This window comes from Streptomyces sp. HSW2009 (genome assembly GCF_040240285.1).
In the GTDB taxonomy this organism is placed as follows: domain Bacteria; phylum Actinomycetota; class Actinomycetes; order Streptomycetales; family Streptomycetaceae; genus Streptomyces.
The window spans coordinates 1-7,242 of record NZ_JBEHZD010000421.1 but is presented as its reverse complement, the minus strand read 5'-3'; the positions used below and the strand labels follow the sequence as shown (position 1 = coordinate 7,242).

Genomic DNA, 7,242 nt, shown 5'->3' with positions numbered 1-7,242 from the left:
ACTCCGCGGCAGCCCCGTCCCCGCCTGCCGACGCCCAGCGAGCCTCGCGCGCCGACGCCCCCGCGCCAGGCGCCACTGCCGGCCCGGGCACTGCCCCCGAGCCGCGCACCGCAGCCGCACCGGCCACCACCGCGGCCGGCACCCCGTCCTCCAGCCCAGACGGCAGCCCCGGGCCCGCGGGGACCGCCGCACCGGGCCCCGCCCCCGCCGGCCGCGTACGCTCCCGGCACCTCCCGCGCAGCTTCGCGCTGTCCGCACCGGACGCCCAGCGGCTGCTGGCCCGCTACGGCATCAGCGTGCTGCCCGCGCTGCCCGCGCCGGACCCGGACAGCGCCGCCCGGGCCGCCGAGCGGCTTGGTTACCCGGTCGCCCTCAAACCCACGGCACCCCATCTGCGCCACCGGGCCGACCTCGGCGCCTTCCGGCTCGACCTCGCGGGCGAGGCGGAACTGCGTCGCGCGTACGCCGAGTTGACCGGGCTCCTCGGCGGCCCCGACGCGCTGCGCCTGGTGGTGCAGCGGATGGCGCCGCGCGGCGTGGACACGGTGGTACGGGCCGCGATCGACCCGGCCGCCGGGGCCGTGCTCTCCTTCGGCCTGGCCGGCGCCCCGTCCGAACTGCTCGGCGACACCGCGCACCGGCTGATACCGGCCACCGACCGCGACGTGTCCGAGCTCGTCCGATCGGTCCGTACGGCTCCGCTGCTGTTCGGCTGGCGCGGCGCGCAGCCGGTGGACACCGCAGCCCTGGAGGAGTTGCTGCTGCGGGTCTCCCGCCTGGTGGGCGACCACCCCGAGGTGGTCGCCGTCCATCTGGAACCGGTGGTGGTCGCGCCGCACGGGCTGTCCGTACTCGGCGCGTCCCTGCGCCTCGCCCCGCCCCCGGTCCGCACGGACGTCGGCCCACGCCACCTGCCCGCGTACTGATGGCTGTCGCCTTGCGACCTGTAAATCCGTAACCCGTAGCCCCAGATAGACCCGTAACCCGTCGACCCGGGACCCGCGCCCCGCCCCTCCAAGCCGGGCCCCGGTTCTGCGGGCACCCGTACTGACCCAACGGACCCGCGCCGGCCCCTGCGCCTTCCCGGACCCAGGCACCCGCCCGGTCCCTCACGCGCGCGCCCGCGTGAGGCGCGCGAGTGGAGCCTGTCCCCGGCCAGCGCCCCACCCCGGCCCTGCGCCAGCGCTCAGCCTGCCCACGGCGGGACCCACGGCGGGACCCACAGCGCCGCCCCCGGGCCGCTCGGATGCCGCTTTCGGGCCGCCTCCCGGACGCCTCCGCGCCGCCCACATGGCGGTGCGGTGCCGGACCGGTGTCGGCGCCGACCCACGAGGGGAGCGGGGGCGGTCGCGCCCCGTAGGATGGGAGGCATGGCGAAGACCGGTACGACGACCCAGGGGCTGCGCGCGGCGAGCGAGCGCAGCGGCTACTACCCGGCCCTCGTTGCCGAGGCGGGCGAGGCCGCCGTCGGCGGCGAACCGGTGGTGGCGTTCCTGGTGCACCAGGAGACGACCTTCGACTCCAACGAGGTGCGCCGGCACGTCACGGTGCTGGTGCTGACCGGCACCCGCTTCATCGTCAGCCACACCGATGAGCAGGCCGCCGACGACAGCTCCGCCACTCCGTACGCCACGACCTCCACCGAGTCCGTCAAGCTCAACCGGATCTCCTCGGTGGTGCTGAGCCGGGTGGTCGCCAACCCCGAGTCCTACACCCCGGGCACGCTGCCCCGCGAGGTGGTGCTCACCATCGGCTGGGGCGCCGTCAGCCGGCTCGACCTGGAGCCCGCGAGCTGCGGTGACCCCAACTGCGAGGCGGACCACGGCTACACCGGCTCCTCCACCGCCGACGACCTCTCGCTGCGGGTCAGCGAGGCGGGCGACGGGCCCGACAGCGTGCGCCAGACCCTCGCGTTCGCGCAGTCGCTGTCCGAGGCGACCACGGCCACCGACCGCTGATGGCGGGATTCGGCGCGGGCCCCGTGACCAGCGACGCCTGGCCAGACGACCCGGCACAGGACGCGATCTTGGACCTGGCGACCGCACCGCTGCCGCAGTACGGCACGGGTGCGCTCAGCGATCTGCTGCCGGCCGTCGTGGTCGGCCAGGAAGTGCCGGGGCTGAGCGGTACGCCGGGGCTCGACCTGGCCCCGGCCGACCGGGTCTGCGTCTTCCTCATCGACGGGCTCGGCTGGGAGCTGCTACGCGCCCACCCGGCCGAGGCCCCGTTCCTGACCTCGCTGCTCGCCACCTCCCGCAACGGCACCGGCACCCCACTGACCGCAGGGTTCCCCTCCACCACGGCCACCTCGCTCGCCTCGGTCGGCACCGGCCTGCCCCCGGGCGCCCACGGCCTGCCGGGCTACACCGTCGCCGACCCGGCCACCGGCGCGCTGATGAACCAGCTCCGCTGGCACCCGTGGACCGACCCGCACGCCTGGCAGCCCTACCCGACCGTCTTCCAACTGGCGCACGCCGCCGGCGTCCACACCTGCCAGGTCTCCGCGCCCGCGTTCGAGCGCACGCCGCTCACCCAGGTCGCCCTCAGCGGGGGCACCTTCCACGGCCGCCTCTCCGGCGAGGAGCGCATGGACCTCGCCGCGGCGCAGCTCGGCGCCGCCGGCCGCACGCTGGTCTACACGTACTACAGCGAGGTCGACGGCAAGGGCCACCGCTTCGGCGTGGACTCCGACGACTGGCGCGGCCAGCTCGCTTACGTGGACGGCCTCGCCCAGCGGCTCGCCGAGCAACTCCCGCCGCACGCCGCGCTCTACGTCACCGCCGACCACGGCATGATCGACCTGCCCTTCGCCCCGGAGTCGCGCATCGACTTCGACGAGGACTGGGAACTGCGCGCGGGCGTGGCCCTGCTCGGCGGCGAGGGCCGGGCCCGGCACGTGTACGCGGTGCCCGGGGCAGCCGCCGACGTGCTCGCCGTCTGGCGTGAGGTGCTCGGCGACCGGATGTGGGTGGCGAGCCGGGACGAGGCGGTGGCCGCCGGCTGGTTCGGACCGCCCGGCGCGGGCGTGGACGAGCGGGTGTACGGGCGGATCGGCGACGTGATCGCGGCGGCCCACGACGACGTCGCCATCGTGGCCAGCCGCACCGAGCCCAACGAGTCGGCCATGGTGGGCCTGCACGGCTCCATGACCCCGGTCGAACAACTCGTTCCGCTCCTCGAAGTCCGTACCTGACGTCCGTTCCTGACGCCTGTTCTCGGCGCCTGTCCCTGTTCCGCCGGCCGTTCCCGACGACCGCTCGTGGCGTCCGTTCTGACGGCCCCGCCCGGTCGCGCGGCCGGACGGGGCGGGAGGTATCAGGACGGCGTGCCGTACCGTGCGGCGCGCAGCACCCCGCGCGACGCCCACCGGAGCAGCGGCCCGCAGCCCAGCGCGGCAGGCTCCTGCTCCGCCGCGCCGGACGGCGGGAACAGCACCCCCGCCGGACGCCCACGACAACCGAAAGGTCACTTTCCCCCATGCCCGAACTGGTCTTCTTCTCCGGAACCATGGACTGTGGGAAGAGCACGCTCGCCCTCCAGATCGAGCACAACCGCTCGGCCCGCGGGCTCCAGGGCATGATCTTCACCCGGGACGACCGGGCGGGGGAGGGGCGGCTGTCCTCGCGCCTCGGCCTCGCGACCGACGCCATCGAGGCCAGCGAGGGCTTCGACTTCTACGCCTATGTCGTCGCCCGGCTGAGCGCGGGCGGCCGGGCCGACTACCTCATCGCCGACGAGGCACAGTTCCTCGCCCCGGAACAGATCGACCAACTCGCCCGCATCGTCGACGACCTCGAACTCGACGTCTTCGCCTTCGGTATCACCACCGACTTCCGCAGCAAGCTCTTCCCCGGCTCACAGCGCCTGGTCGAACTCGCCGACCGGATCGAGGTGCTCCAGGTGGAGGCGCTGTGCTGGTGCGGCGCCCGCGCCACGCACAACGCCCGCACCGTCGGCGGCCAGATGGTCGTGGAGGGGGCCCAGGTCGTCGTCGGCGACGTCAACAAGCCGGATGTGGCGGGGGAAGCCGGTACGGACGGGTTGCCCGCCGACGCCCCCGAAGCCCGCCCGACCGACGGCGCGACCACCGCGGAGCGGACGCCCGAGGTCGGCTACGAGGTGCTGTGCCGGCGCCACCACCGCCGCCGCATGACCGCATCCGCGGCCCGCGCCGCCGCGCTCTCCCCGGAGGTGCTGCCCGTCGACGCCCCGGCGCACCCGGCCGAAGGCCCGGCACGCCCCGCCGACGCCCCCGCGCGCGCCGCCGGTGCTGGCACGCACCCCGCCGATGCCGCGGGGCCTTCCGCCGTACGGGCCGGCGCGGCCACCCCGGCCGGCGCCGCACTGCCGACCGCCACGCCGTGACCCTTCCGACCGGCGCCGCACTGCCGACTGCTACGGCGTGACCACCCGGGCCACCACCGTGACCACCCGGGCCACGCCGCCGCCCCGGTAGTGCGCGGAGGGGCGCCGGGCACATCGGCCCTGCGCGTACCGCGTCCCGTGCCGTGTCCCGCACCGGGTCCCGTGCCGCGGTCCGCGCGGCGTCCCCCGTGACGGCCTGACCACGGCCGTCCGCCGTCGCTCTCCGCGCCGCGCCGTGCGTGCCATCCCGCCGCGATCCGTACGCCCCGTCGGGAGCGTGGCCGCGCGATGGCGGTCCGTACGCGGGGCCAGGGCGGTGCGCCGGCGCCCGTCGCGGAAGGGGCGGCAGGTCGACCCGTCGTCCGGCGCGGTCGTCGCCGGGCCCGAAGGCCACCGGCCGCGCCCACCCACCACCGTTTCCACATCGCCACCGCCGCGCATCACCGCCGGACCCCGCCCGATGCGCACCCCGTCCGCCGCACCCGTCTCGGGCAGCGCCCGAAGGCAGGCACCGGGTACGCGCCGCCCGCCCGCGCGCAGCGAAACCACCCGCACACCGCCTGCGCCGCGCCGTGCACCGTCCGCACCGTGTCGTGCTCAAGCTCCCGCGGCCCGTACCCGCACCGTGTGCTCCGCACCGACTGCCGCGACCCGCATCCGCACGGTGCTCAGCCCCGGGACACACAAGTGCTCAGCCGCTGGCCTGCGCGAGCTCAGCCTCCGGCCTGCGCACGGCGCTCAGCCCCGGCACGCAACCGGTGCTCAGTGCTCGGTGTGCACCAGCGTGAAGGCGGCCCCCTCCGGGTCGGCGACCTGCACGCTGCGGCCGGTGGCGGTGTCTGAGGGGTCGTGCAGGACCCGGCCGCCCAGCACCGCGACCCGCTCTGCCGCCTCGTCCGGGTCCTTGACCTCGAAGTACGTCATCCAGTGGGCGCCCGCCTCGGTGCGGATTCGATGACCCACGCCGTGCATGGCCGCGCCCGGCCGGCCGCGTACCGTCAGCGTCACGTAGTCCTCGTCAGCGGTGGCCACCGGCTCCACCTGGCAGCCGAAGACCGTCCGGTAGAACGTGTCGACGTGCTCCGTCTCCGACGTCAGCAACTCCGTCCACACCGGCGTGCCGGGCTCGCCGCCGCCCTCGCTGCCGAGGTGCAGCCGCGCCTGCCAGACGCCGAACACGGCCCCCAGCGGATCGGCGGCGATCGCCATCCGGCCCTCTTCGCCGGAGTCCAGCGGGCCGACCGCGACGGTGCCGCCGCAGCACCGGATCTGCTCGGCCGTGGCATCCGCGTCGTCGCTGGCCAGGAACGTCGTCCAGGCCACGGGAAGGTGCAGCCCCGGCGCCATCTCGCCGATCCCGGCGACCGGCCGACCGTCCAACAGGGCCCGTACGTAAGGACCGAACCCGGAGGGCCCCGGCTGGAACTCCCAGCCGAACAGGCCCCGGTAGAACTCCTGCGTCGTGGCGAGGTCGTGCACCATCAGACTCGTCCAGCAGGGCGTGCCGGTCGCGCGCCGCGCGGGCTCCCGGCCGCTCAATCCGGCCGTTGCTCCGGAACCTTCCCTCATACCGCGTACGGGCGGTGCGCCCGGGCTGACCCCGGGGTGGTGCCACTCGGGGGACTTCCGTGCCTCGGTCATCGTCTCTGTCTCCTCGAAGCGTCGTCGTGTGGCCTGATACCCCGCGCCGCCGCGGGCACGCGGGGGTGTAACGGGACGGGTCTGCTCAGATGCTCGCAGTAGTCACCGCGGCGCGTTCCACCGACCGCGCCGCACGCGCCGGACTCCCCAAGGAGAATGCCCGGTTTGGTGCGTCGCGTCCGAATTGGTGAGGTGGTGGATCGGTGTCGGCCGGTCGTACGTGAGGTTCGGCGTGATCTGTACGGTGCGTGGCCGATGGGGTGAAGATGAGCCCCATGAACGCCATCGTCTCCGCGACCGAACTCCTCGCCGAACTCGCCGGCCCCCAGCCGCCCCTGCTGCTCGACGTCCGCTGGCAGTTGACCCCGCCGGGTGGCCGTGGCGCGACGCCGACCGGCCGTGTGGACTATGAGCGGGGGCACTTGCCCGGCGCGGTCTTCGTCGACCTGGAGGCCGAACTCGCCGGCCCGCCCGGCGACGCGGGCCGACACCCGCTGCCCGACCTGGAGGTATTCGGCACGGCGATGCGCCGGGCCGGGGTACGGGCCCAGCGCGCGGTGGTGGTGTACGACGGGGGAGCGGGGCCGTCGGGCGGCTGGGCGGCAGCGCGCGCCTGGTGGCTGCTGCGCTGGGCGGGCCACCCGTCGGTGCGGGTCCTGGACGGTGGCCTGGCCGCCTGGACCGCGGCCGATGGGCCGACCGAGACGGCCATCCCGTCCCCGGCCGCCGGCGATTTCACGCCACGCCCGGGCGGGCTGCCGCTGCTCGACGCGGACGGGGCGGCCGGGCTCGCCCGGCGCGGCCTCCTGCTGGACGCCCGCGCCGGCGACCGCTACCGCGGCGAGGTCGAGCCGATCGACCCGGTCGCCGGCCACATCCCGGGCGCGGTCTCCGCCCCCACCAGCGAGAACGTCACCGAGGACGGCCGCTTGCGGCCAGCCGCCGAACTGGCCGAACGCTTCGCGGCACTGGGCGCGACGGAGGCGGCCGAGGTCGGCGTCTACTGCGGCTCGGGCGTGTCCGGCGCCCACCAGGCGCTGGCCCTGGCGGTGGCCGGGGTGCCGGCGGCGCTGTACGTGGGTTCCTGGAGCGAGTGGTCCGGCGACGCCTCCCGCCCGGTGGCCACCGGCGCCGAGCCGGGCTAGCCGCGCCCGCAGGGCCGAGCGGTGGCGCGGCGCGCACGCTAAGGCGGGGCCGCCGTCAGCGCGCGCCGACGCCCGCGCCCTCCCGCTGGTC

6 protein-coding genes are annotated in these 7,242 nt (G+C 75.8%); 5 read left to right on the top strand and 1 reads right to left on the bottom strand.

The window, feature by feature from the left end; genetic code table 11:
* The 4 genes from AAHZ94_RS25095 to AAHZ94_RS25080 form a co-directional block, all read left to right on the top strand.
* On the top strand, positions 1-926 hold a 926-nt coding region (locus AAHZ94_RS25095; RefSeq protein WP_349995419.1), incomplete at its 5' end, for an acetate--CoA ligase family protein.
* Between the two features lie 444 nt (positions 927-1,370).
* The gene (locus tag AAHZ94_RS25090; protein WP_349995417.1) at positions 1,371-1,958 is read left to right on the top strand and encodes a DUF5998 family protein; all 588 of its coding nucleotides are present in this window, start codon (positions 1,371-1,373) and stop codon (positions 1,956-1,958) included.
* Positions 1,958-3,193 carry an alkaline phosphatase family protein gene (locus AAHZ94_RS25085; protein ID WP_349995416.1) on the top strand — a complete coding sequence of 412 codons (1,236 nt, stop codon included), beginning with the start codon at positions 1,958-1,960 and terminating at the stop codon, positions 3,191-3,193. Before AAHZ94_RS25090 ends, AAHZ94_RS25085 begins: the two co-directional genes overlap by 1 nt.
* A gap of 284 nt (positions 3,194-3,477) precedes the next feature.
* Complete coding sequence (locus AAHZ94_RS25080; RefSeq protein WP_502964774.1) at positions 3,478-4,365, top strand: thymidine kinase; 888 nt, start codon at positions 3,478-3,480, stop codon at positions 4,363-4,365.
* A gap of 762 nt (positions 4,366-5,127) precedes the next feature.
* Here AAHZ94_RS25080 and AAHZ94_RS25075 read toward each other — a convergent pair.
* Entirely contained in the window at positions 5,128-5,934 is an 807-nt protein-coding gene (locus tag AAHZ94_RS25075; protein ID WP_349995421.1) for a VOC family protein, read from the bottom strand.
* A 347-nt stretch (positions 5,935-6,281) separates the two neighbouring features.
* On the opposite strand from AAHZ94_RS25075, the gene AAHZ94_RS25070 reads away from it, so the two are divergent.
* Complete coding sequence (locus tag AAHZ94_RS25070; protein WP_349995414.1) at positions 6,282-7,151, top strand: sulfurtransferase; 870 nt, start codon at positions 6,282-6,284, stop codon at positions 7,149-7,151.
* The last annotated feature ends 91 nt before the right edge of the window (positions 7,152-7,242 follow it).

Bases quoted from the DNA above. Each gene is read 5' to 3' on its own strand.
- AAHZ94_RS25090 (WP_349995417.1), top strand. From the start codon at position 1,371: ATGGCGAAGACCGGTACGACGACCCAGGGGCTGCGCGCGGCGAGCGAG.
- AAHZ94_RS25085 (WP_349995416.1), top strand. From the start codon at position 1,958: ATGGCGGGATTCGGCGCGGGCCCCGTGACCAGCGACGCCTGGCCAGAC.
- AAHZ94_RS25080 (WP_502964774.1), top strand. From the start codon at position 3,478: ATGCCCGAACTGGTCTTCTTCTCCGGAACCATGGACTGTGGGAAGAGC.
- AAHZ94_RS25075 (WP_349995421.1), bottom strand. From the start codon at position 5,934: ATGAGGGAAGGTTCCGGAGCAACGGCCGGATTGAGCGGCCGGGAGCCC.
- AAHZ94_RS25070 (WP_349995414.1), top strand. From the start codon at position 6,282: ATGAACGCCATCGTCTCCGCGACCGAACTCCTCGCCGAACTCGCCGGC.